This is a genomic window from Granulosicoccus sp. 3-233 (assembly GCF_052681095.1).
In genome coordinates, this window is the sequence record NZ_JBQYLE010000006.1 from 289,759 (window position 1) to 308,857 (window position 19,099).

The following is a 19,099-nucleotide window of genomic DNA, read 5'->3' on the forward strand; positions in this document are numbered from 1 at the left end:
CGTCGGCTGATGCCCGATTCTCCCCGTCTGCCGACTTGTCTTCGCCAGTCACGAAACGCCCTGCACGGATCAGTCGTCGTTCCAGAGATTGAAGCGCATCGCCAACCGCACCAGTTCCGCTGTCGTCTTGACCTGCAGTTTCTCGAAGGCTCTGGTCCTGTGCGTACTGACCGTCTTCTCGCTGATGTGCAGGCTGTTCGAGATCTGACGGTTGCGATGTCCGCGCAGCAGCAGATGAATGATCTCCGATTCTCGGCTCGTGAGTTTGTCGAACGGATTCTCATCGTCACCGTTGATCATGTCCATGGCGACCTGTTGAGCAACGTCCGGGGAGAGATACTGCTCCCCCGCCATGACTCGGCGCATGGCGCGATCCATCTCGTCGGAGCTGCTGCCCTTGGTGATGTAGCCGCGCACGCCGGAGTTCAGCAGCTTGCGAATATGCCCCCCCTCCAGTTTGCCGGTCACCATGATGATGCGACTGCCCGGATCCAGTTGCAGCAGTCGATCGGATGCCTCCATGCCGCTGATACCGGGCAAGGTGATATCCATCAGAACCAGATCGAAGCGCTCTTCGCGAGCAAGCTCCAGGGCCTCTTCACCGGAATTGGCTTCGTAGATGGAACCCAACTGCGGGTTCTCCTCCAACAGTCGACGCATGCCGGCACGGACCAGCTCATGATCATCAACAATCAGGACTTTCAGTTGTTGCTCTCCACTCATGAATGCCAGACTACCAGTTTACAAGCGCCGATCCCCAGGTGAACCCGCCACCAAAGCCTTCCATGAGTATATTGTCGCCAGACTTGATCCGACCATCCCTCACCGCCACATCGAGTGCCAGTGGTATCGATGCAGCAGACGTATTGCCATGTTCAGCTACAGTCTGTACCACTTTTTCCATGGGCATGCCAAGTTTTTTGGCAGTAGCGGCGATGATTCGGTGATTGGCCTGATGCGGTACCAGCCAGTCGATATCGGTCTTGGCCAGCTGGTTGGCTTCCAGCGTTTCATCGACAATGCGCCCCAGCGTCTTGACGGCCATGCGAAACACATCGCTGCCGGCCATCTCGACATAGGCCGTGCCTGCCTGTACTGACGACAGATTGTTGGACACGCCCTTGGGTACTTGCAGCAGAGAGGCGTAATCGCCGTCAGCGTGCAGATGAGTGGACAGGATACCGGGAGCATTGTCGCGTCGCAGAATGACCGCACCAGCACCGTCACCAAACAGCACACAGGTGTTCCGGTCGGTCCAGTCGATGATCCGGGAAAAGGTTTCAGCGCCGACCACCAGCGCTGTTCTGGCTGTACCGGATCGCACGAAATGATCCGCAACCGACAGGGCGTAGACAAACCCTGTACAGACAGCCTGAATATCGAAGGCCGGACAACCGTGCACACCCAATCGGCTTTGCAACAGACAGGCGGTGCTGGGGAAAACCTGATCGGCGGTTGTCGTTGCCACGATGATCAGATCGATATCCGAATGCGCAATTCCGGCAGCATCGATCGCCTGCAAGGAGGCTCTTTCGGCGAGATCGAGAGTGAATTCACCTTCGGACGCGATATGGCGCTGCCGAATGCCGGTCCGTTCCCTTATCCAGGCATCGCTGGTGTCGACCGTCTTTTCCAGTTCTGCATTGGTGACGACCCTCTCCGGCAAATAGCTACCGGTTCCAACGATACGAGCAAAGTGTGTCATGTTCTGGGAACGGATGGGCCTTGCACCATTATAGGTCGCGGAAACGGCGACGACAGGTGAACTGCCGCCGCGCAACGAAAAAACTCAGGCGGCGTTCAACGTCTCGCCCAGACGGTCGGCAATCATCGAAGGCAGATTGTGCCCGATCTCCAGCAAGGCAATATCGATGGCATTGGCAAACGCAACCGCATCGGCACTCCCATGGCTCTTGACCACAACGCCTTGCAGGCCCAGCAAACTGGCACCGTTGTACTTGCGTGGGTCGATCCGGTTACCGAACGACTTCAGAACAGGTCGCGCCACCAGCCCCACCAGCTTGTTCCACAGAGAACGCTTGAATTCTTCCTTGAGATAGTGCGACACCATGCGCGCAACGCCTTCACTGGTCTTCAGCGATACATTGCCTACGAAGCCGTCGCAGACCACCACGTCAACCTTGTCCGTATAGATTTCGTTGCCTTCGGCAAAACCGATGTAGTTCAAGGAACTGTTCGCCAGCAGTGGTGCTGCCAGCTTCACCTGTTCATTGCCCTTGATATCTTCTGAACCGATATTGAGCAGAGCCACCCGAGGTTGCTTGATGCCATCAACGGCCTGCGCCAGAATGGACCCCATCAGCGCGAACTGATACAGATTCCTGGCAGAACTGTCGACATTGGCCCCCAGATCCAGCATGTGGGTATGCCCGTCGATGGCAGGGATGATCGCGGCGATGGCCGGTCTGTCGATGCCACGCACCGTCTTGAGGACGAATTTGCTGATCGCCATCAGTGCACCCGTATTACCGGCACTGACACAGGCATCCGCCTCGCCTTCCTTGACCAGGTTGATGGCCAGACGCATGGAAGATTTCTTCTTGCTGCGCAGCGCCACCGCCGCACTGTCTTCCATGGTGACCACTTCGGACGATGCGACTACGCTGAACCTCCCCTCTGGCAGAGGCGTTGACCCGATACACTGATTGATGCGATCAGGTTCTCCGACCAGAATCAAGTGCACGTCGTCCCGCTTACTCAACACCGACCTGACCGCATCGACGATGACACCCGTGCCACCGTCGCCGCTCATGGCATCAATTGCAACTTTCAGCATGACTGTCGGCCGTTGCATTCGAACTCAACAGGAGCCGGCTTGCGGGGCCCCCTGTATTCAGAGCAGGACAGCATGGCCAGACGACCTACTCGTCTTCGTCTTCCAGCTCTTCCGGAGTCTGGACGACCTGGTTACCACGGTAGAAGCCATCAGCAGTCACATGGTGACGACGATGCAGCTCACCCGTGGTGGGGTCTGTCGACAGTGTGGGGTTCTTCAGCGAGTCGTGCGAACGACGCATGCCGCGACGTGAAGGTGTCTTGCGGCTCTTTTGAACGGCCATGACTTATTAATCCAGTAGAAAAGTTAGTGTAAATTCAGATTCTTCAACGCGTCGAAGGGGTTTGGCTTCCCCTCTTCCACGTCAGCAGGCAATTCGCCGAATTCAGTCGGTCCCGGATTGCATGCAGACATATCCGTATGTTTCGGTATTTCAGGCACGTGCAACATCACCTCATCCTCGAACAGATCGACGACATGAATTTGCCCGTGTTCATCCAGTACGACAGGATCCAGCTGCTTCGGCAATTCTTGCGCCTTTTCTTCGTTCTCGACGAAAACCAGCTCGAACGGCTCACTGATATCCACATCCATCGACTCCAGGCAACGCTGGCATTGCAGCGCAAACCGCGTCGTCAATCGCCCGCTGACCACTATGTGATCCTTGCGTCGCGAAAACAAGGCAGTAACCTGTACGTCATTGTCGGCAGATGCCAGAATGCCACTGAGTCGTTTCATCTGACTCTGCGGCAAGACCAGCTCGAAGCGTGTTCCGTCGCGTGCCAGAAGATCCGGATTGAATCGCTGTGGAAGTGCCTTGACCATAACCCGCGAATTGTAAAGAAAGGAGTAGTCTGTTGCAAGTGCTTGTTCTAGCATCAGGGTCACGTTACCGCGCAGAGTTACTGCAACGATTGAACCTGCCGTTCCAGCAATGTTCACCGAACATCGACGAATCGGCACTTTCCGGAGAATCTCCCGATGCGCTCGCCAGCCGTCTCGCCCGTGAAAAAGCTGATGCAGGCCGTATTCTGACGCAAGCTGACGCGCTTGTCATTGCTTCCGATCAGGTAGCGGCATGTCAGGGTGAGCGCTTGCACAAACCAGGATCGGAAAGTGGCGCCAGGGAGCAACTTCAGCAAATGAGTGGCCATTCTGTCGACTTCTACACGGCACTTTGTCTGCTGGATACACGATCAGACCATTATTTCACTGCTCTGGATCGGACAACCGCCCGCCTGCGCCAGCTGCGGGCAGAGGAAATCAACCGTTACATCGCCGCCGACCAGCCACTGGATTGTGCCGGCAGCTTCAAGGTCGAGTCACTCGGCATCAGTCTGTTCGAGTCAGTGGAGAGCCAGGACCCGACCGCCCTCATCGGCCTGCCGATGATCGCCTTGTGCCGAGGCCTGCGGCAGGCCGGCGTCATGGTTCCCTAGAAAAGGAACAGCAACAGGTGCATGACGGCCAGTGCAAACAGCGCGGCCAGCATGTCATCGAGCATGATGCCCAGTCCGCCATGCACCTGCCGATCAATCCAGCTGATCGGCCACGGCTTCAGGATATCGAACAGGCGAAACATGGCGAATCCGATCACCACCCACCACACACTGCGTGGCACGGCGATCATGGTGATCAGATAACCGACCACCTCATCCCAGACAATCCCCGGGTGATCGTGCACGCCCAGAGAGCGGGCACAGAGGTGACAACTCCACACACCGACCAGCGACAGCACACACAGCACGGCCAGGTAAGCGGCCAACGACTGTGGCATCACCAACAGCAAGGGAATGCCGAGCAGCGTGCCGAATGTACCGGGTGCCTTCGGTGCCAGACCCAGCCCGGCGCCCAGAGCCAGAAAATTGGCGGGGCTATCCAGCAAGGCCGACAGCTTGATGGTATCGGGTTTCAACGCCGCCTCATCTCCAGCGGGCGCACGGACGCGGCCAGCTTGTCCAGCACACCGTTGACATAGCGATGCCCCTTGTCGGCACCAAAGCGCTTGGTGATCTCGATGCCCTCGTTGATGATCACACGTGCCGGAATATCCTGGCATTCCATCAGTTCGTAGGTAGCGACCCGCAGCACGCCGCGCTCGATCGGGTCCAGATCATCCAGCGGACGGTCCAGCGCCTCGGACAGTGCTTCGTCGATGGCGCCGGGATGATGGCTGACGCCATTGAACAACAGGACGAAGTAATCCACATCGACCCGGCTCATGTCCTGACTGTCGAGAAACTGCTTGCGCACATCCGAACTCTGGGCACTGCCCACATCCCACTGATACAGAGCCTGCATGGCCCGCTCACGCGCATAGCGACGTGACTGCGCCCGGTTGACTCGCTTATGCCGTCGAGGCGGTGCTTCATCGGTGGGGGCCGCCCGGTCACTGGCGCCCTCGGCCTCTGCTCGCTGGGCCTGAAGCTTTTCGGCTTCGCGCATCATGTCGCCCAGTGATCGCGGCTCTTCGGTACCTGGCAACACCGGAGCGGTGTCGCCAGGTTGCAGTTCTTCGGGTTGGGGAATCTTTTTCACGGGGCTGGTTCTCAATCGCGACGCCAGGTGGTCTTGCCACCGGCATCTTCCAATACAACACCCTGCGCGGCCAATTCATCACGAATCTGGTCGCTGCGGGCAAAATCCCTGGCCTCACGAGCCTTGCGCCGCTCGTCAATCAGCGCATCGATCTGCTCGGCCGTCGGGCCGTCGCCATCGCCCTGCCCCTGCAACACGAGTTCCGGGTCCTTGTCCAGGATACCCAGTCGCCCGCCCAGGCAGACCAGGGTCGATGCCAGACGAATCGAGCGTTCGCTGTCGCTCTGCGCTTCCTTGTTCAGTGCGTTGGCCAGCTCATGCAATACCGCGAGTGCTTCCGGCGTGTTCAGATCATCATCCATGGCGGCACCGAAGCGCTCGACATAGTCAGCCTCGAGCAGGGACGAGTCGACCGTCGCGGCATCCTTCAGCGCATCTCGTGATACCGGCCGACCACGCAGCGCCGTGTAGAAGCGGCGCAAGGCCGTTCTGGCTGCCAGCAGTGCTTCACTGGTGTAATTGAGCGGACTTCGATAATGACTGCCAATGATGAATGTACGAATTTCCTCGCCTGAATACTGAGCCAGGACATCTCGAATGGTCAGGAAGTTGTTCAGCGACTTGGACATCTTCTCCTCATCGATCCGAACCAGACCATTGTGCATCCAGTAGCGTGCGAAACGCCCGCCGGTCAGTGCCTCACTCTGAGCAATCTCGTTTTCATGGTGCGGAAACTGCAGATCGGAACCACCGCCGTGAATGTCGAACTCCTCGCCCAGCAGATCCATCGACATGGCCGAGCACTCGATGTGCCAACCGGGTCGACCGTCACCCCAGGGTGACTCCCAACTGGGCTCGTCCGGCTTCGAGGCCTTCCAGAGCACGAAGTCGAGAGGGTCGCGCTTGTATTCATCGACAGCCACCCGTTCACCGGCCCGCAATTCGTCGATCTTGCGCCCGGAGAGCTTGCCGTATTCGGCAAAGGACTTCACCGAATAGAAGACATCACCGTTCTCGGCAGCGTAGGCGTGGCCGGAGTCGATCAGCTGGCCGATGATGCGCACCATGCTCTTGATGGATTCCGTGGCCCGCGGCTCATGGGTGGGCGGCAGCACATTCAGGGCGCGCTCATCCGCATGCATCTCATCGATGTAGCGCTGAGACAGTTCTGTCGGAGATACCCCGTTCTCAGCCGCTCGCTTGATGATCTTGTCATCCACATCGGTGATGTTGCGCACGTAGTTGACCGTATAACCTTTTGCCTGCAGATGGCGATACAGCACATCGTAAACAATCATGACGCGGCCATGCCCCACATGGCATTCGTCGTAAACAGTGACTCCGCACACATAAAGGCCGACATGACCGGCTTTCAGCGGCTCGAAGGGTTCCTTGCGTCGGTTCAGCGTGTTATGGATTTGCAGCATCTTGTGGGGTAGAACGCGTTAATGAAGGTTATCTGGCGGAAGCCTATCAGATTACCCGATGGTTACTGGCAGGAGTAAGGCTACAAATGCCGTTAAAATCATGCCCGTCAGGAAAATACCGAAATGACAGGAATTCTCATGCCATTCACAAGTGTCGTCGTCCCAGTGATCGCTGAACTGTTCAGCCCAGCTGTGCGACAGCGATTCGTACAGCCACTGTCAGCGCTCCTCCTGCTGGCTGCCTTGCTGTTGCCGACAGCCCATGCCGCGGATCCCAGAGTGCAGCTCAGCACCAGTCTTGGCGATATCGTGCTGGAACTCGATGAAAAGCGCGCTCCCCAGACTGTGCGCAATTTTCTCGATTATGTCGATAGTGGCTTCTACGATCAAACGCTTTTCCATCGAGTCATCGAAGGCTTCATGATCCAGGGCGGCGGGTTCAACCAGAATTACCAGAAAAAGGCAACACGCGCCCCCATCAGCAATGAAGCCTACAACGGCCTGCGAAACGATCGCTACACCATCGCCATGGCGCGCACGACAGCACCTCATTCCGCAACGTCACAGTTCTTCATCAACAGTGAAGACAATCGCAATCTGGACCATACCGATACCACTCAGCGTGGCTGGGGTTACACCGTGTTCGGCCGCGTGATCGAAGGCAAGAGCGTGGTGGACGCCATATCACGCTCACGCACCGGCCCTGGCGGTCCATTCAGTCGTGATGTCCCTGTCGAGCCAGTGGTCATTCTGTCTGCCACTCGCCAGGAACCGAGCGTGACGAATGGTAATGACCTGATGGCAGACGAAGGCAGCCCACGCTCTGCGTCAGCCAGATCCTCAGAAGGCGATCGGCCAGTGAAGGCCTCGACCGATCAGACCACCGTTCAGACAGAAACGCCGGTTGAACAGAACTGACCGCGGCGGCAAACGGCTCCGGACCAACGCAATGCCGACAGGGCTCGCGACTTCGGCAATCCTGGCCACTGTCTCGGCCCGGCGGCCTTGCAAGTGAACCTCTCGAACTACAGGCTGGCAATCAGACTGTTACACTTCACGTTTTGACATCAGAAAGATCCAGCTACAGACATGAAAGCAACCATTACGACCAACAAGGGCACTATCGTGCTCGAACTCGACACAGAAGCTGCGCCGAAGACCTGCGCCAACTTCAAGCGCTATGCCGATGAAGGGCATTACGCTTCCACCATCTTCCATCGCGTGATACCCAACTTCATGATCCAGGGCGGTGGTTTCACCGAAGAGATGGATCAGAAGCCTACTCACGAGACCATCGAGAACGAGGCCGCCAATGGCCTGAAGAACGACAAGGGCACCATTGCCATGGCCCGCACGCCAGACCCTCACTCTGCCAGCTCGCAGTTCTTCATCAACCTGACAGACAATGACTTCCTGAACTTTCGCGACGAGACTCAGGCTGGCTTCGGCTACTGTGTATTCGGCAAGACCGTGGAAGGCATGGACACCGTGGCAAGCATCGCCACTGTCTCTACCGGTTCCAACGGCCACCATCAGGATGTCCCCACGGAATCCGTGATCATCGAATCCATCACCGTTACCGAATAGCGGAAACGCCAGATACCGACGCCCCCCCCCCGATGAACGGCAGCCATCTTTTCATTGCCGACCTGCACCTGAATCCCGAACCGGATCCCAGCCAGGGCACGGGGGTCGGCACGTTTGCCGACCCCGACCTGCTCGACAGTGCAGATGATGATTCCAGTCCGGAAGCTCGACAAACGGCGGAGCTCGCCCTGCGTTTTCTGCAACAGGCGCACGGTCAACAGCATCTGTACATCCTGGGCGACCTTTTCGAATACTGGCTCGGTGATGATGCCGGCCTTCCCCTGCATCCATCGATGCTGGCGGCACTACGCGCCGTCAGCGACTCCGGCTGCAAGGTATCGGTAATGCTGGGAAATCGTGATTTTCTGCTGGGCCAGACCTTTGCCGAGGCTGCCGGTGTCACCCTGATTCGCGACGATGAACACATCATCACACTGGGCAGCGAACCGGTGTTGTTGATGCATGGGGACACACTATGCACGGATGACAACGACTATCAACGCTTTCGGCGGAATGTGCGAGAACCTCGCTGGCAACAGCAGTTTCTGGCCAAGAGTGTCGATGAACGTCGTCATCATGCAGAAGCCCTGCGCGCCGCCAGCCATGATGCCAGTGTCAGCAAGTCAGCGGTGATCATGGATGTGAATGTGGAATGTGTCTCCCGGCGCTTGCAGGCGACAGGTTGCCAGACACTGATACACGGACACACCCACCGACCGGCGGTCCATGAGGGACCGTCTGCGGGACAACAGCGCCTGGTCGTCGGCGACTGGCATCCGGATTACGCCCAGTATGTGGAATGGGACGGAACAGACTTCCAGCTGAAGACCTTTCGCTGATCGCGGCACTACCTTGCGAGCGCTCTTCGATATCCGACGCCGCCCTGAGCGGCGGTAGCCTTGCGCTGCTGGTCGCAACCTTTCCCACTGGCAGTCATCCGATAGGGTCATCGCGGGCAGTATCGAGGACAGTCCGCCCGCTTCACGCCTGTCTTGCCGCCTGATATTCCAGTTCCATCTCACGAATCAACGCCAGCTCCTGCTCGTTGAAACCGGCCTGTAGTCTGGCCTCCCTGTTATAGGGGCTTCTCAGGTAGGCGCTGTTCTCGCCACGCAGCAGATCCCGGAAGACGTCGGTGCCATCCAACCCCTGCTGTTCACAGACGAAACGAAACCAGCGATTGCCGACCTCCACGTGCGTGATCTCATCGGTATAGATGCGCTGCAGAATATCGGCAGTCGCCTCATCCTTCAAGTGCTGCAACTTGGCAATCATGGGAGGAGCGACGTCCAGACCGCGAGCTTCGAGGATTCTGGGAACCAGTGCCATCCGTACCAGTACATCGTGGTCCGTCCTGCGCGCCATGTCCCACAAGCCATCGTGCGCCGACAAGGCGCCGTAGTGCGAGTCCAGCGTGCTCAATCGGTGGTGAAGCAGCAGAAAGTGCTCGCCCTCATCCGACGCGACTCGCAACCAGTCCGTGACGTAGGCAGAGGGCATCTCGCGAAAGCGATAGACCGCATCCAGTGCCAGATTGATGGCATTGAACTCGATGTGTGCCAGAGAATGTACCAGCGCAACCCGTCCCGCTACCGAACCCAGACCGCGTCTGGGCAGTTGATGTGCCTCCACCAGTGCCGGTCGCTCCGGCCGACCCGGTGCGTCAATGACCTGCACCACGGATACACTGGGCTGAACCAGTGACTGCTCCTGTACAGTTTCCGGCAATGACAGCCAGAGGCGATACAGTGCAATGCTGGCGTTGGCCTTGTCCACTGGATCCGCCATCCGCAGCACGGTTTCCGCCTCTAGGAATATATCGGGTACCTTCATGCCGGACGCCGCTCTCCCCTGCATTTCGAATTGACTGTCATCATCTGAACAAGGCTCATTCGCTTATCTGCGATCATCTGTGTCCGGCCTGCGCCAGTGGCCGGCATGCGCCAGGATTCGAGCAAACGCAGGCAACCTGCGCCAATCCCGGCAATCGCCTGAACGAAACAGACATGCGCATCTGGCTACTCGACCAGACATCACCGCCATAGACGCGAGACCTGCGGTACACACGTTGGGTCCGGCGGCGACAGGATCGACTGGAGGTGCCCCTGCGCCGCATGCCACATTGGCGTACCATACTGCACTTTCGCGGCATGGCATAGCAAGAATACCTGATGACGCTCGTAAGCCCCTGGATAGCCTTCACCATTCTGGCCGCTCTGATGCAGGCGGTCAGAACAGCCGGTCAGAAACAGTTGACCAGTAGCGTCACTCCCATGAGCTCAACGCTCATTCGCTATGTATTCGGACTTCCCTTTGCCATCATCTATCTGATCTATATCACCCGTGCGGATTTACCGGCGGTAGTAGCGGACGCCCTGGGTAATGACCGATTCCTGCTTTTTGCACTGGCCGCCGCCGTGGCTCAGATCATGGCAACCGTACTGCTCGTCAAGCTCTTCAGTTTTCGCAACTTCACCGTCGGCACCAGCCTTGCAAAAACCGAAGCCGTGCAGGCCGCCGTGTTCGGTACGGTGCTGTTCGGCATGCCTCTGTCACTGCTCGGCTGGCTGGCTGTCGCCGTGGGTTTTCTGGGCATCTATATCGTCAGCATGCCCAGCGGCGAACAACGCTGGGAGCCCCGCACCGTGTTGCTGGGCACCTTGTCCGGCACCGCCTTTGCCTTGACTTCACTGTGGATTCGGCAAGCCAGCCTGAGTCTGGATCATGGCGTGCTGACCAGTTCAGCCATGACTCTGGTATTCCTGGTCAGCGTGCAATCGCTGATCTGCACGGCCTACACTGTTCTGCGCGAGCCGGATCAGTTCCCCGCCATTGGCAAGCGCCTGGGACTGGCAGGCTTTGTCGGTCTGACCAGCGCGCTCGGCTCGATCGGCTGGTTCACCGCAATGACGTATCAGAACCCGGCACTGGTAAAGTCACTGGGACAAGTGGAATTCATCTTTACCCTGCTATTGACGACGCTGTTCTTCAAGGAGCGCGTCACCGCCAGAGAGTTGCTGGGCGTCGCAGCCATTGTCTGCAGCGTCATCCTCATACTGCAAGCCTGAGCAGTGACTCCGAGCAGCGACTCCGAGCAGCGACTCCGAGCAGCGACTCCGAGCAGCGACTCCGAGCAGCGACTCCGAGCAGTGACTCCGAGCAGTGACTCCGGGCAGCGACTCCGGGCAGCGATCCCAAGCAGCGATCCCAAGCAGCAAGCCCGAACAGCAAGCCCGAACAGCAAGCCCGAACAGCAAGCCCGAACAGCAAGCCCGAACAGCAAGCCCGAACAGCAAGCCCGAACAGCAAGCCAGTCAATCTGCTCCGGTGTAGCGGCTAGCGGAACAAGGCCTCGATCAAATCAAGCCCATCGAGTGCGCCGCTGGCATCGGGCACCGACGTCGGTACGGATTGCTCCAGCAACGCATCCAGATCTGGCTGGAATCCACCTTGCGCAAGCTCCTGCCAGCCAATCGCCTCAGCCCGCCCAACCTGCTTCAGCCAGGCAGTCAGACAAGGCTCTTCCGGCCAGTCGCCGCGTTCGGTGAACAGCACAGGCAGGCCGCAGCAACCGGCGCCGGCAAATGCGCCATACCCCGGCTTCGTGACCATCGCATCACAGCTGGCAAACAGATCGGCATAGGACAGTCCCGTGGATTCGATGCTCCGAAAACGATTCGTGGCGACAAGCCGTGAAGCTTTGATCAGCCATGCATCCGGTACGAAGAATACCGTGTTGTCGAACGCCGGCCACCGCGTGATATCCACCTCACCGGCGATACCACCGAGCGTGAGCACGACCAGACGCCTGTCAGCGGGCAGTTGCAGAGCCTGTTGCAACTCGCTGCGCCGAGATTCTCCCACCAGTACCAGTGGACCGATGGCGACCGTATTGCCCAACGTATCCATCGGCATTGACGGCTGCGGACGCAGGAACAGTTCGGCTGTGGCGTAATAGCTGCGAATCGCCCCGACAATCTCATCGGCCCCTGCCAGCCCGCCGCAGTAATGTTCGAGAATATCCGCCCAGTTCAGTGAGCAGACGGCAACTGCGGGAATACCGCAATGCCTGGCAGCCGCCAGCGGCAGATACGGAATGTCACCAATCACCAGGTCTGGCCGAAAGTCGTGGAACAGCCTGAGTTGCGTGGAAAAATGCTCTGACCAGTTATCGTGAATTTCCCGATAGGCCGCCAGACTGTCTGCAGGCAGCACCTTCATCGGACCGGACATCACCATGCCGAAATCGGCAGCTTCCGCATGTACTTCCGCATCGGCACCAAAGCTCTGTCGCAGCAAGTTGGCAGGTAGAGACGACTGTACTGACAGAACCAGTGACGGATAACGGGCTCGCAGCACTCGCACCAGGGGTATCAGTTGCACCAGATGACCATGACCGTGACCGGACACCGCCAACCACAGGCGACCGGGACCCTTTCCGGTATCCACCAACGACATGAATCAGTTCCGCCTGACCAGGGAATCGAACAACTCGCGACTCCTGAGCGGTCGGTCTCCCAGGTGTACCCGCAGAATCCTCCGCATGAGACCCCGTGCTTCCTGCAGCACGGCCGGGTCGTCAACATCCAGAGAAGACAAGGCCAGCAAGGTGCGGCCACTGACCAGCATGCCCTCATCCAGCGTCATGCCATCGGCATGCAGGGCTGGGTCGCGACTGTCCCCTTCCCCCATTCGCGTCTTCTCCTTCTGGATACCCAGACTCGAATCGACATCCAGGGCCGGGTTCTGAACGATCGCAATGGCATTGGCCGGGTGGTAGCGGTATTCACGATCAGGCAGCACCGGCGAGCCGTTCGGTGTACACCGGGCCAGATCCGGCAACACGGCCAGCGCATCCAGCAACTGCAGTTCGAACAGGCGCAGTACGGCTTCCATGCCTGGCTGACCAGGCTCACCCAGCGCTCCCAGATCATTCAAAGCCACCATGTAATGGGCGAAGACCTCGGTTTGCGGCTGATCCTTGCCCAGCAGACGCATGACAAGTTCATTGATGTAATAACCGCAGGCCAATGCCGCATCGGCCAGGGGTACGGCCGCGCCGGACTCCTCGATTCCCGTCAGGGTACGCATGTCGCTGTGTCCGACCCAGGATAGCAGCAAGGGGCGAAAAGGCTGGTACAAGGCTCTGACTTGCGGCCGGGAGGCCCGGGCACTCTTGGCCATCATGCTGATACGTCCATGACTCAGCGTGAACGCATCAACGATGTAACTCGATTCCTGCCATTCGGTGTAATGCAACAGGTAGGCAGCCTGCAGCGACGTACTGACGCTGTCGTCCCCCATCATGCAGCCTGTTCCCGAACCTGTCGCCGCAAGACCTTACTGATCGTCATACCCCAGGCTGCGAAGCGCACGCTCGTCATCGGCCCAGCCTTCCTTGACGCGCACCCAGAGTTGCAGAAACACCTTGGTACCGAAAAGGGTCTCGAGTGTGCCACGGGCACGCGAACCCACCTCCTTGAGCTGCGCCCCACCCTTGCCGATGACAATGCCTTTCTGACTGGGTTTGTCGACCCAGATGACGGCACCGATACGCAGAAGGTCGGGGCTTTCCTCGAAAGTTTCGATCTCCACGGACAGCGCATAGGGCAATTCCGCCGAAAGCAGACGTGTCAACTGTTCCCTGACGGCTTCTGCTGCGAGAAAGCGTGAGGAGCGATCCGTGAGTTCGTCCTCACCGTACTGCCAGGGTCCTTGAGGGATGAGTTTGCCGACGCTCTCCTCCAGCAAGTCGAGTCCTGACTTCTTCTGCGCGGAGATCAGCATCACCCCCTGCAAATGTTCGTGATCGGGCAGCTTGGCAAGAAAAGGCAGCATGTCCTCCTTGCGGCGCACGGTATCGATCTTGTTGACAGCGATGAAGAACGGTACACCGGAGTGGCTGACCAGTTCGAAGGCTCTGATGTCATCCTCATTCCAGACCATGGCCTGCACCACCAGTATGATCACATCGACATCGTGCAGTGACGTCGATGCAGTACGGTTGAGAACCTGATTCAGCCGCTGGGTGCCGGTGACATGAATGCCGGGAGTATCCACATAGATGACCTGACGATCACCACTGGTCTGAATACCCAGAATACTGTGTCGAGTGGTCTGCGGCTTGTGGGCCGTGATGCTCAGTTTTTGTCCGATCAGCCGGTTCAGCAGCGTGGACTTGCCGACATTGGGTCGACCAGCGATGGATACAACGCCGCAATAAGTCATGGAAGGGAATGTCCTTGGGATAAGCTCGATGGAACGCGCAACTCGCCCAGTTTACCCGCTCTGGGCACTCAGTTGCTGATGAAGGTCTTCGAGCATCAATGCCGCGGCTGCCTGTTCTGCCTTGCGTCGGCTGGTGGCCGTGGCGCGCACCTTCAGCGACAGTTCCGGCAAGGTGCAGGCTACCGTGAAGCGCATGTCGTGTGACTTGCCACTGGCTTCGATCACTTCGTACTCGGGCCGGGCGTAGGAACGTCCCTGCAGCAGCTCCTGCAGACGCGTCTTGGGGTCCTTGAGTTCGGCTGACGGTGGCAGCGTGTCGATGCGATCACCGTACAGACGCAAAACCAGTGCACGCGCGGTGTCATGACCGGCATCCAGCAATACCGCACCGATGATCGACTCCACGACATCGGAGAGGATGGAATCGCGTCGGAAACCACCACTGCGCAGCTCACCCACGCCCAGTTTCAGGTATTCACCCAGATCCAGCTCTCGGGCAATATCGGCCAGCGTACTCTCCCGTACCAGACTGGCGCGCAAACGGCTGAGCGCTCCTTCGTCTTCATCGGTCCGCCGCTGATACAGCTCCGAGGCGATGACGAAATTCAGAAAACTGTCGCCCAGGAACTCCAGGCGCTCATAGTTGTGAGAGCCGCTGGAGCGATGCGACAAGGCCTCATCAAGCAACCCCTCATCGGAGAATTGATGGTCCAGTCGCTTTGTCAAAATACCGATATCTGCCATGCGCGCACTTTACCAGTGCTGGGGCTTCCGCGCACAGGTCCTGTATCAGTGAACCGGAGTTGCTTCCTTGTCGAAGGATGTCACCAGATCGATGTTGCTGAACAACTTGTCGCGTTTTTCGTACTGAACCGAGACGATATAGCCGCGTTTGCCATCCTTCTTCAGCTTGATGGTCTCCTCGGGCTTCAGATCCCAGAGGCTGTTGGTTCGATAGGCCTGATTGATGTAGCTGTACACCTTGCTGCGCGGTTGTCTCAACAGATCGGGATTGGAGGCGACATCGCTGGCGATCTTGCTGACCGTCCAGTTTTCCATGTAGTTCGGCCCCACCTTGATCGCAAACAGGCCGATGAAGACAGTAACCGCGATAATGGCGAAGATCGACAGCATTCCCATGCCGCGCTGATGCTGCATCCCCGGAGCCGCTTCGCGTCGGCGTACCCGGTAAACACCCGTAGTTGGCTGATGATTGCTGTTCTGCGTGAAACCCATCTGATCTGTACCCTCATACTGACGCGGGGAGATGCCTCCGGGCATCCCTTGGACGAAAGCGGAGAGATGGCAACCGGCAGCTGCCGGTACACACCCCGCCTTCACCATACAGCGTCAGATCCGGCAGATTCCTGAGCGAACAGGCTCGGGTTGTGCGGTCGCTACCGGCTCGAAGTACAGGCCAACTGATCGTTCTGTGCAGCCGCTAACGTTTCAGCAACTGACAGCCTCATCGCTACTTGATCGACGAAAACAGTCGATTCCAGATCACACCTTCATTCCAGTGCATCCAGATGTATCTGGCTTCACCAACGAGATTCTCTTCGGGCACGAACCCCCAGAATCGGCTGTCGTTACTGCGATCCCGATTGTCACCAACCATGAAGTAATGCCCTTCCGGCACAGTGAAGGTACCTGATCGTTTCGGGTATTCGTCATTGAACTGCAGTATGTCGTGCTCGACCTCGCCCATCAGTTCCTGATTGACGGTAGCTCCCAGTACCGGCAGATCGTTCACCGGACTGACGTAAGGCTCACCACCTGTCACCGGCATGGCCACACCGTTGACGACAAACTGCCGGTTGTCATACATCACGGTATCACCCGGCAACCCGACAACACGCTTGATGTAGTCCAGACCGGGATCCTGCGGGAAACGGAACACCGCGACATCGCCTCGTTCCGGTGAACCGGTATCCAGAATCTTGGTGTTGACCACTGGCAGGCGCACACCATAGCTGAACTTGTTGACCAGAATGAAGTCACCGATCAGCAAGGTCGGGATCATGGAGCCCGATGGAATGCGGAAAGGCTCGAACAGGAAGGAGCGCAGCACCAGCACCACTAGCAGAACCGGAAAGAAAGACTGGGCGTATTCCACCAGCACCGGCAACTCACCATCCTTGTCTCGCATGGCCGCCTTGCGCTTCGGCGCGAACAACAAGGCGTCAAGCAACCAGATGAGACCGGTGACCCCGGTGGCGATAACAAGCAATAATGGAAAATTCAATTTATCAGCCCAACTCGACGGCATCAGTTACGGTCCACTTGTAGAACGGCCAGGAATGCTTCTTGTGGGATCTCCACCTTGCCCACCTGCTTCATGCGGCGCTTGCCGGCTTTCTGCTTTTCCAGCAGCTTGCGTTTGCGCGACACATCGCCGCCATAACACTTGGCCGTCACGTTCTTGCGCAATGCCTTGATGGAAGAACGTGCAATGATATGTGAGCCGATGGCAGCCTGTACGGCCACTTCGAACATCTGCCTGGGAATGATGTCCTTCATGCGTTCCGCCAGTTCGCGTCCGCGCGCCTGGGAACGATCACGATGAATGATGGAAGCCAGAGCATCGACCTTGTCGCCATTGATCAGGATATCCACCTTGACCAGGTCGGCGGCCTGAAAGCGTTTGAATTCGTAGTCGAACGAGGCGTAGCCCTTGCTCACCGACTTGAGGCGGTCGAAGAAGTCCAGCACCACTTCCGACAGGGGCAGTTCATAGACCATCTGCACCTGACGCCCCAGATACTGCATGCTGATCTGTACACCGCGTTTCTCGACACACAGGCCGATGACTTCGCCGACGTAGGTTTGCGGCAACAGCAGGTTGGCTCGAATGATCGGCTCACGAATCTCGTCGATCACGTTGACCATCGGCAGTTCCGATGGATTGTGGATATAGGAGAGTTCGCCCTTGGTATCCAGGATTTCGTAAACCACCGTGGGCGCCGTCGAAATCAGATCCAGATCGTACTCGCGCTCCAGGCGCTCCTGCACGATCTCCATGTGCAGCATGCCCAGGAATCCGCAGCGGAACCCGAAACCCAGCGCTGTTGAGGATTCGGGCTCGAAATGCAGGGCCGCATCGTTCAAACGCAGCTTGGACAGTGCTTCCCGGAAGGCTTCGTAATCTTCACCTTCGATCGGGAACAGGCCGGCAAATACTCGCGGTTGCACTTCCTTGAAGCCGGGCAGAGGCTCTGCCGCCGGTCGAGCGGCCAGCGTGATGGTGTCACCCACCCGGGCGGCTTCGATCTCCTTGATGCCGGCAATGATGAAGCCGACTTCGCCAGCGGCCAGGCGCTCACGAGTCTGTCTCTTGGGTGTGAAGATACCGACGTCATCTGCCTGAAAGGTACGCCCGGTAGACATGATCTGAATCTTGGAACGTCGCTCGATGGTCCCCTCGATGACCCGCACCAGTGTCACGACCCCCACATAGGCATCGAACCAGGAATCGATGATGAGTGCCTTTGCCGGCGCATCGTAGTCACCCTTGGGCGGCGGAACCCGGGCAACCAGTTGTTCCAGCAGGTCGTCGATGCCAAGGCCTGTCTTGGCACTGACATGAACCGCATCATGTGCCTCGATACCGATGATTTCCTCGATTTCATCAACCACGCGCTCCGGATCGGCAGCGGGCAGGTCTATCTTGTTGAGAACCGGAATGACTTCCAGATCCTGCTCGATGGCGGTATAGCAGTTGGCCACACTCTGGGCTTCCACACCTTGCGATGCATCCACCACCAGCAAGGCACCTTCACAGGCAGACAGGGACCGTGACACTTCATAGGAGAAGTCGACATGGCCGGGCGTGTCGATGAAATTCAGGTGATAGGTCTCACCATCCCGCGCCTTGTAGTCAAGCGATACCGCCTGCGCCTTGATGGTGATGCCACGTTCCTGTTCGATATCCATGGAATCGAGCACTTGCGAGCTCATTTCCCGGGCCGTCAGCCCACCACAGACCTGGATAAAGCGGTCCGCTATGGTGGACTTGCCGTGATCGATATGGGCAATGATCGAGAAATTGCGTATGTTCTGCTGCATGCGGTCGGGTTCGGGGAGACGTTACCTGTCGGCGGGCGAAGTGCGCGCGGCAAGGAGTGGCCTATTGTAGCTTGCAAGAGCCTCTCTCACGGCGACAAGATCCAAAAAGTGTTCGCACAATTCCTTCAGAGTACCGTTCAGCGGACCTTTGGCGTCGTTCCGGACAGGTTTCGCCCCTTGGGCCAGCCCGGCAGTCGCGACCTCGAGGCCTTCTTCGGGCAAACGGGAAGCTGGCAGCTGCACCAGACTCAACACGGGCACACGGACGTTGTACGCCTCGCGAAGCACCGCATCCTCATCGATGTCGATCAGCGTCAGCCGGAATTCCCCCGGCTCGAACAGTTCAGCCAGCTGCTGCTGCATGTCCTCGCACAGGTGACAGCCCTCCCGGTAGTGCATCACCAGCTCGGGCAAGACGACATCGGTGTCAGCAACAGACGGAAAACGGGTCACGGAA

Annotated in this window: 22 protein-coding genes; 5 read left to right on the forward strand and 17 right to left on the reverse strand. The window is 58.2% G+C overall.

Translation table 11 applies throughout. The annotated features are described in order from the left end of the window. Positions 1 to 69: 69 nt before the first annotated feature. From ACUNV4_RS17375 to ACUNV4_RS17395, 5 genes are all read right to left on the reverse strand, one after another. The gene (locus ACUNV4_RS17375; protein ID WP_430879857.1) at positions 70 to 723 is read right to left on the reverse strand and encodes a response regulator; all 654 of its coding nucleotides are present in this window, start codon (positions 721 to 723) and stop codon (positions 70 to 72) included. Positions 724 to 733: 10 nt separating this feature from the next. After that, the gene (locus ACUNV4_RS17380) at positions 734 to 1,705 is read right to left on the reverse strand and encodes a beta-ketoacyl-ACP synthase III (RefSeq protein ID WP_430879858.1); all 972 of its coding nucleotides are present in this window, start codon (positions 1,703 to 1,705) and stop codon (positions 734 to 736) included. 84 nt (positions 1,706 to 1,789) lie between these two features. Continuing rightward, a complete protein-coding gene (gene plsX / locus ACUNV4_RS17385; RefSeq protein ID WP_430879859.1) occupies positions 1,790 to 2,797 on the reverse strand; it encodes a phosphate acyltransferase PlsX in 1,008 nt (335 codons plus the stop codon). An 85-nt stretch (positions 2,798 to 2,882) separates the two neighbouring features. Then, the gene (gene rpmF, locus ACUNV4_RS17390; RefSeq protein WP_430879860.1) at positions 2,883 to 3,080 is read right to left on the reverse strand and encodes a 50S ribosomal protein L32; all 198 of its coding nucleotides are present in this window, start codon (positions 3,078 to 3,080) and stop codon (positions 2,883 to 2,885) included. A 23-nt stretch (positions 3,081 to 3,103) separates the two neighbouring features. After that, the gene (locus ACUNV4_RS17395; RefSeq protein WP_430879861.1) at positions 3,104 to 3,676 is read right to left on the reverse strand and encodes a YceD family protein; all 573 of its coding nucleotides are present in this window, start codon (positions 3,674 to 3,676) and stop codon (positions 3,104 to 3,106) included. On the opposite strand from ACUNV4_RS17395, the gene ACUNV4_RS17400 reads away from it, so the two are divergent. Next, a complete protein-coding gene (locus ACUNV4_RS17400) occupies positions 3,655 to 4,236 on the forward strand; it encodes a Maf family protein (protein ID WP_430879862.1) in 582 nt (193 codons plus the stop codon). The genes ACUNV4_RS17395 and ACUNV4_RS17400 overlap by 22 nt on opposite strands. On the opposite strand, the gene ACUNV4_RS17405 is transcribed toward ACUNV4_RS17400, so the two are convergent. The 3 genes from ACUNV4_RS17405 to cysS are packed head-to-tail and all read right to left on the reverse strand — an operon-like array spanning position 4,233 to position 6,762. Next, the gene (locus tag ACUNV4_RS17405) at positions 4,233 to 4,712 is read right to left on the reverse strand and encodes a phosphatidylglycerophosphatase A family protein (RefSeq protein ID WP_430879863.1); all 480 of its coding nucleotides are present in this window, start codon (positions 4,710 to 4,712) and stop codon (positions 4,233 to 4,235) included. The two genes, ACUNV4_RS17400 and ACUNV4_RS17405, sit on opposite strands and share 4 nt — an antisense overlap. After that, positions 4,709 to 5,335: a transcription antitermination factor NusB gene (gene nusB / locus ACUNV4_RS17410; protein ID WP_430879864.1), complete on the reverse strand. Its 627-nt coding sequence runs from the start codon at positions 5,333 to 5,335 to the stop codon at positions 4,709 to 4,711. Before nusB ends, ACUNV4_RS17405 begins: the two co-directional genes overlap by 4 nt. A gap of 11 nt (positions 5,336 to 5,346) precedes the next feature. Beyond that, a complete protein-coding gene (cysS, locus tag ACUNV4_RS17415) occupies positions 5,347 to 6,762 on the reverse strand; it encodes a cysteine--tRNA ligase (RefSeq protein ID WP_430879865.1) in 1,416 nt (471 codons plus the stop codon). 138 nt (positions 6,763 to 6,900) lie between these two features. Here cysS and ACUNV4_RS17420 point away from each other — a divergent pair, with 138 nt between their 5' ends. The 3 genes from ACUNV4_RS17420 to ACUNV4_RS17430 all read left to right on the forward strand — a co-directional run bounded on the left by ACUNV4_RS17420 (position 6,901) and on the right by ACUNV4_RS17430 (position 9,188). Beyond that, a complete protein-coding gene (locus ACUNV4_RS17420) occupies positions 6,901 to 7,680 on the forward strand; it encodes a peptidylprolyl isomerase (RefSeq protein ID WP_430879866.1) in 780 nt (259 codons plus the stop codon). Between the two features lie 171 nt (positions 7,681 to 7,851). Further along, positions 7,852 to 8,349 carry a peptidylprolyl isomerase gene (locus tag ACUNV4_RS17425; RefSeq protein ID WP_430879867.1) on the forward strand — a complete coding sequence of 166 codons (498 nt, stop codon included), beginning with the start codon at positions 7,852 to 7,854 and terminating at the stop codon, positions 8,347 to 8,349. A 32-nt stretch (positions 8,350 to 8,381) separates the two neighbouring features. Next, on the forward strand, positions 8,382 to 9,188 hold the full coding sequence (locus tag ACUNV4_RS17430; protein WP_430879868.1) for a UDP-2,3-diacylglucosamine diphosphatase: 807 nt from the start codon (positions 8,382 to 8,384) through the stop codon (positions 9,186 to 9,188). Positions 9,189 to 9,330: 142 nt separating this feature from the next. On the opposite strand, the gene ACUNV4_RS17435 is transcribed toward ACUNV4_RS17430, so the two are convergent. Then, positions 9,331 to 10,182, reverse strand: coding sequence for a ferritin-like domain-containing protein (locus tag ACUNV4_RS17435; protein WP_430879869.1), 852 nt, complete (start codon positions 10,180 to 10,182; stop codon positions 9,331 to 9,333). Positions 10,183 to 10,520: 338 nt separating this feature from the next. Between ACUNV4_RS17435 and ACUNV4_RS17440 the strand changes: the two genes are divergently transcribed. Then, positions 10,521 to 11,417, forward strand: coding sequence for a DMT family transporter (locus ACUNV4_RS17440; protein ID WP_430879870.1), 897 nt, complete (start codon positions 10,521 to 10,523; stop codon positions 11,415 to 11,417). A gap of 268 nt (positions 11,418 to 11,685) precedes the next feature. Here the strand turns inward: ACUNV4_RS17440 and ACUNV4_RS17445 are convergent, their stop codons facing one another. The 8 genes from ACUNV4_RS17445 to ACUNV4_RS17480 all read right to left on the reverse strand — a co-directional run bounded on the left by ACUNV4_RS17445 (position 11,686) and on the right by ACUNV4_RS17480 (position 19,095). Beyond that, the gene (locus ACUNV4_RS17445; RefSeq protein WP_430879871.1) at positions 11,686 to 12,807 is read right to left on the reverse strand and encodes a hypothetical protein; all 1,122 of its coding nucleotides are present in this window, start codon (positions 12,805 to 12,807) and stop codon (positions 11,686 to 11,688) included. Between the two features lie 3 nt (positions 12,808 to 12,810). After that, a complete protein-coding gene (gene recO, locus ACUNV4_RS17450; RefSeq protein ID WP_430879872.1) occupies positions 12,811 to 13,656 on the reverse strand; it encodes a DNA repair protein RecO in 846 nt (281 codons plus the stop codon). Between the two features lie 33 nt (positions 13,657 to 13,689). Continuing rightward, positions 13,690 to 14,577: a GTPase Era gene (gene era / locus ACUNV4_RS17455; RefSeq protein WP_430879873.1), complete on the reverse strand. Its 888-nt coding sequence runs from the start codon at positions 14,575 to 14,577 to the stop codon at positions 13,690 to 13,692. A 51-nt stretch (positions 14,578 to 14,628) separates the two neighbouring features. Further along, positions 14,629 to 15,321 (reverse strand): ribonuclease III, encoded by a 693-nt coding sequence (rnc, locus tag ACUNV4_RS17460; RefSeq protein ID WP_430879874.1) that lies wholly within the window; start codon positions 15,319 to 15,321, stop codon positions 14,629 to 14,631. Positions 15,322 to 15,366: 45 nt separating this feature from the next. Next, positions 15,367 to 15,813, reverse strand: a complete 447-nt coding sequence (locus ACUNV4_RS17465; protein WP_430879875.1) for a DUF4845 domain-containing protein — start codon at positions 15,811 to 15,813, stop codon at positions 15,367 to 15,369. 235 nt (positions 15,814 to 16,048) lie between these two features. Then, on the reverse strand, positions 16,049 to 16,846 hold the full coding sequence (gene lepB / locus ACUNV4_RS17470; protein WP_430879876.1) for a signal peptidase I: 798 nt from the start codon (positions 16,844 to 16,846) through the stop codon (positions 16,049 to 16,051). Further along, positions 16,846 to 18,642 carry a translation elongation factor 4 gene (lepA, locus tag ACUNV4_RS17475; protein WP_430879877.1) on the reverse strand — a complete coding sequence of 599 codons (1,797 nt, stop codon included), beginning with the start codon at positions 18,640 to 18,642 and terminating at the stop codon, positions 16,846 to 16,848. The genes lepB and lepA overlap by 1 nt, the downstream gene beginning before the upstream one ends. A 21-nt stretch (positions 18,643 to 18,663) precedes the next feature. Next, positions 18,664 to 19,095, reverse strand: a complete 432-nt coding sequence (locus ACUNV4_RS17480; protein WP_430879878.1) for a glutaredoxin family protein — start codon at positions 19,093 to 19,095, stop codon at positions 18,664 to 18,666. Positions 19,096 to 19,099: the final 4 nt, after the last annotated feature.

Excerpts from the sequence above, each read along its gene's own strand:
- ACUNV4_RS17440 (WP_430879870.1), top strand. The coding sequence starts at position 10,521 with ATGACGCTCGTAAGCCCCTGGATAGCCTTCACCATTCTGGCCGCTCTG.
- ACUNV4_RS17395 (WP_430879861.1), bottom strand. The coding sequence starts at position 3,676 with ATGCTAGAACAAGCACTTGCAACAGACTACTCCTTTCTTTACAATTCG.
- ACUNV4_RS17465 (WP_430879875.1), bottom strand. The coding sequence starts at position 15,813 with ATGGGTTTCACGCAGAACAGCAATCATCAGCCAACTACGGGTGTTTAC.
- cysS (WP_430879865.1), bottom strand. The coding sequence starts at position 6,762 with ATGCTGCAAATCCATAACACGCTGAACCGACGCAAGGAACCCTTCGAG.
- lepB (WP_430879876.1), bottom strand. The coding sequence starts at position 16,846 with ATGCCGTCGAGTTGGGCTGATAAATTGAATTTTCCATTATTGCTTGTT.
- rpmF (WP_430879860.1), bottom strand. The coding sequence starts at position 3,080 with ATGGCCGTTCAAAAGAGCCGCAAGACACCTTCACGTCGCGGCATGCGT.
- ACUNV4_RS17420 (WP_430879866.1), top strand. The coding sequence starts at position 6,901 with ATGCCATTCACAAGTGTCGTCGTCCCAGTGATCGCTGAACTGTTCAGC.
- rnc (WP_430879874.1), bottom strand. The coding sequence starts at position 15,321 with ATGGCAGATATCGGTATTTTGACAAAGCGACTGGACCATCAATTCTCC.
- ACUNV4_RS17435 (WP_430879869.1), bottom strand. The coding sequence starts at position 10,182 with ATGAAGGTACCCGATATATTCCTAGAGGCGGAAACCGTGCTGCGGATG.
- ACUNV4_RS17380 (WP_430879858.1), bottom strand. The coding sequence starts at position 1,705 with ATGACACACTTTGCTCGTATCGTTGGAACCGGTAGCTATTTGCCGGAG.
- lepA (WP_430879877.1), bottom strand. The coding sequence starts at position 18,642 with ATGCAGCAGAACATACGCAATTTCTCGATCATTGCCCATATCGATCAC.
- ACUNV4_RS17445 (WP_430879871.1), bottom strand. The coding sequence starts at position 12,807 with ATGTCGTTGGTGGATACCGGAAAGGGTCCCGGTCGCCTGTGGTTGGCG.
- ACUNV4_RS17425 (WP_430879867.1), top strand. The coding sequence starts at position 7,852 with ATGAAAGCAACCATTACGACCAACAAGGGCACTATCGTGCTCGAACTC.
- era (WP_430879873.1), bottom strand. The coding sequence starts at position 14,577 with ATGACTTATTGCGGCGTTGTATCCATCGCTGGTCGACCCAATGTCGGC.
- plsX (WP_430879859.1), bottom strand. The coding sequence starts at position 2,797 with ATGCTGAAAGTTGCAATTGATGCCATGAGCGGCGACGGTGGCACGGGT.
- ACUNV4_RS17430 (WP_430879868.1), top strand. The coding sequence starts at position 8,382 with ATGAACGGCAGCCATCTTTTCATTGCCGACCTGCACCTGAATCCCGAA.
- recO (WP_430879872.1), bottom strand. The coding sequence starts at position 13,656 with ATGATGGGGGACGACAGCGTCAGTACGTCGCTGCAGGCTGCCTACCTG.
- ACUNV4_RS17375 (WP_430879857.1), bottom strand. The coding sequence starts at position 723 with ATGAGTGGAGAGCAACAACTGAAAGTCCTGATTGTTGATGATCATGAG.